This window comes from Amycolatopsis sp. NPDC003731 (assembly GCF_053586895.1).
On the sequence record NZ_JBSFNC010000298.1, the window covers coordinates 1 to 2,596 of the forward strand.

Here is a 2,596-nt window from a genome sequence, read left to right on the forward strand (position 1 = left end):
CGGTGGTGCCGCGTCAAGGCGGGAAAGCGTGCCTTGACCCGGCACCACCGTCCGCGTTCTGGCTTCGGATCGGGGTGGCGGGGGTCTGGGTGGGTGTGCCGGTCATGGCCGCCAGGCACCTGGGGCGCCACGGCCCTGCCGGAGCCCGCTCGGGTGGGCGGAGGCTGCGCTGGCCATCAAGCCCTGGGCAGCGCCGCTACGGCGGCTGCGCGCAGGACCGCCGCGCGCGGGGCCGGACACACCGAAGGCCGCCGCGAAGTTGGTTCGCAGCGGCCTTCAAAGTTCGCTCAGCGGATGCCCGCCGGTACCGCCACCGGGGTTGTCGTCGCCGGGGTCGAGACCGGGGCCGGTTGCTGGGGCACCGCCATCTGGGCCGGCAGCAGGTTCGCCGGCTGCGGGGCTCCGCCGCCCGTCTCCGGGGCTCCGTCTCCGTCCGCCGATGTGCCCACCAAAGCCAGCGCGCTCAGCACCAGGCCCGACACCACCACTCCGGCCCCCTGTGCCGCGCGGCGCTTGAAGCGGCCGCCGCCGAGGACGTTCGGGGACTGGCCCAACGGCGCCGATGATCCCAACGGCGCCACGCCGCCCAACACGCCCGAATCGCGCAGGCCCGCGACGCGGTCGGGGCGCTGGACCGCGACCAGCTGGCCGTCGGCCGTGATGGCCAGGTTGTCCGGGGTGCTCGGCAGCTCCGTCTGCTGCGGGATCGACTGGAGGCTCGCCAGGAACCCCGCCGACATCGACGGCGCGCCCGCGCGGCGGATCGTCTCGACCGTCTGGCGCTGCGCGCGCACCTCGGCCGCGCACGCCGTGCAGCGCGTTATGTGCGACGCCGCCCGGTCGCGTGCGCCGTGGGACAGCTCGCCGTCGACGAACGCCACCACGACCTCCGGCAGCAAGTGCGACTCGGGGAGTGCCCAGCCTCGCGGTGCGGTCATACCGACACCTTCGCAGACTGCGGTGCGTAAGCGCGCCGTCGCTCGAGCGACGCGCGCAGCGCCTGGCGCCCGCGGTGGATGCGGCTGCGGACAGTGCCCAGCTTGACACCCAGCGTCGCGCCGATCTCCTCGTACGACAGCCCTTCGACGTCGCACAGCACGACGGCGGCGCGGAACTCCGGGGGCAGCTCGTCGAGCGCCGCCTGCAGGTCCGGGTCCAGGTGGGTGTCGGTGTAGACCTGCTCGGGGCTCGGGTCGTCGCCCACGATGCGGTCGGTGTCCTCGGGCAGGCCTTCCATCCGCACGCGCGAGCGGCGGCGGGCCATGTCCAGGAACAGGTTGGTGGTGATCCGGTGCAGCCAGCCCTCGAACGTGCCGGGCTTGTAGGACGCCAGCGAGCGGAAGACCCGGATGAAGGTCTCCTGCGTGAGGTCCTCGGCGTCGTGGGTGTTGCCGGTCAGGCGGTAGGCGAGCCGGTAGACCCGGTCACCGTGTTCGCGCACGACCTCGTCCCAGGACGGCGGCGTCCAGACCGCTTCGTCCAGGGACACGGGCTGAGCCCCGGCGTCGGCTACGGCGTTCTGCATCGTGGGAGCAGGCACCTCCATCAGCGTTACTCCTGTCTGCTCCACCCAACGCGGGCCCTCGGCACGGTGTTCCCGTGTGTTCGGATTTCAGTCTCTCCGGACTCCTTATGGTTCTAGTGAGACTGGACTGAGAGCAGGCTGAGAACTTCTTCCCGGGTGCTTCCAGGGAGCCTGCGCGGATTTATCGACAACCAACGCTAACCTCCGTGCGTGAACACGCCCACCCCTGCGGCCGCACCGGCCGATTCCGGGTTCGTCGACGGGTACCTGCCCGACGACGAGGTGCTGTCTTCGGCGCGGGCACGGGCCGAGGACCTGGGCTGCACCCCGCTCAGCGCGGGTGCGGGCGCGACGCTGCGCTTCCTGGCCGCGACGCTGTGCGCGAAGGCCGTCGTCGAGGTCGGCACGGGCGCCGGGGTGAGCGGGCTCAGCCTGCTGCGCGGCATGGCTCCCGACGGCGTGCTGACGTCGATCGACGTCGAGCCGGAGTACCAGCGGGCGGCGCGCGCGACGTTCCGCGAGGCCGGCTTCGCCCCGGGCCGGACGCGGCTGATCATCGGGCGCGCGCTGGACGTGCTCCAGCGGCTCACGCCGGGCGGCTACGACCTGGTGTTCGTCGACTCCGCGCACATCGAGTACCCGGGCTGCTACGAGCTGGGCGTGTCGCTGCTGCGGCGCGGCGGGATCATCGCGTTCCACAACGTGCTGGCGGGCGGCCGGGTGATCGACCCGGCGCACCGGGACCCGGAGACGCTGGCGCTGCGCGAGGTGGCGCGGGCGTTCCGGGAGGACGAGCGCCTGGTACCGGCGCTGCTGCCGGTGGGCGGCGGACTGCTGGTCGGCGCGGCGACCTGAGCGCCTGTCCACAAGCCGGCTCGGCTGTGGACAACTGGCTGTCGGCCGGGGCTTTGGTCGGTAGGCGCCGATAGACTGGCCAAGGGGACGCCCCCCTGGGAGTGGCGGGGGCTTGGCTGCGGACCGGCGGGGCCCGGCAAAGTTCTGCTGGTGCGGGTACTGGCGCTCCTCGAAGGTCGCGAATGACTCATTCGGGACCTCGGACGTCCCGAATGA

General features: G+C 72.6%; 3 protein-coding genes. 1 reads left to right on the forward strand and 2 read right to left on the reverse strand.

Annotation, left to right across the window (positions count from 1 at the left end; genetic code table 11):
- Window positions 1-287: 287 nt before the first annotated feature.
- Window positions 288-938: an anti-sigma factor family protein gene (locus ACWDN5_RS46655; RefSeq protein WP_310970826.1), complete on the reverse strand. Its 651-nt coding sequence runs from the start codon at window positions 936-938 to the stop codon at window positions 288-290.
- The gene (sigE, locus tag ACWDN5_RS46660) at window positions 935-1,525 is read right to left on the reverse strand and encodes an RNA polymerase sigma factor SigE (protein WP_449680786.1); all 591 of its coding nucleotides are present in this window, start codon (window positions 1,523-1,525) and stop codon (window positions 935-937) included. Before sigE ends, ACWDN5_RS46655 begins: the two co-directional genes overlap by 4 nt.
- Window positions 1,526-1,735: 210 nt before the next feature.
- Between sigE and ACWDN5_RS46665 the strand changes: the two genes are divergently transcribed.
- On the forward strand, window positions 1,736-2,380 hold the full coding sequence (locus ACWDN5_RS46665; RefSeq protein WP_308670016.1) for an O-methyltransferase: 645 nt from the start codon (window positions 1,736-1,738) through the stop codon (window positions 2,378-2,380).
- The last annotated feature ends 216 nt before the right edge of the window (window positions 2,381-2,596 follow it).

Coding starts and splice junctions, on each gene's coding strand:
- ACWDN5_RS46655 (WP_310970826.1), bottom strand. CDS start 938: ATGACCGCACCGCGAGGCTGGGCACTCCCCGAGTCGCACTTGCTGCCG.
- sigE (WP_449680786.1), bottom strand. CDS start 1,525: ATGCAGAACGCCGTAGCCGACGCCGGGGCTCAGCCCGTGTCCCTGGAC.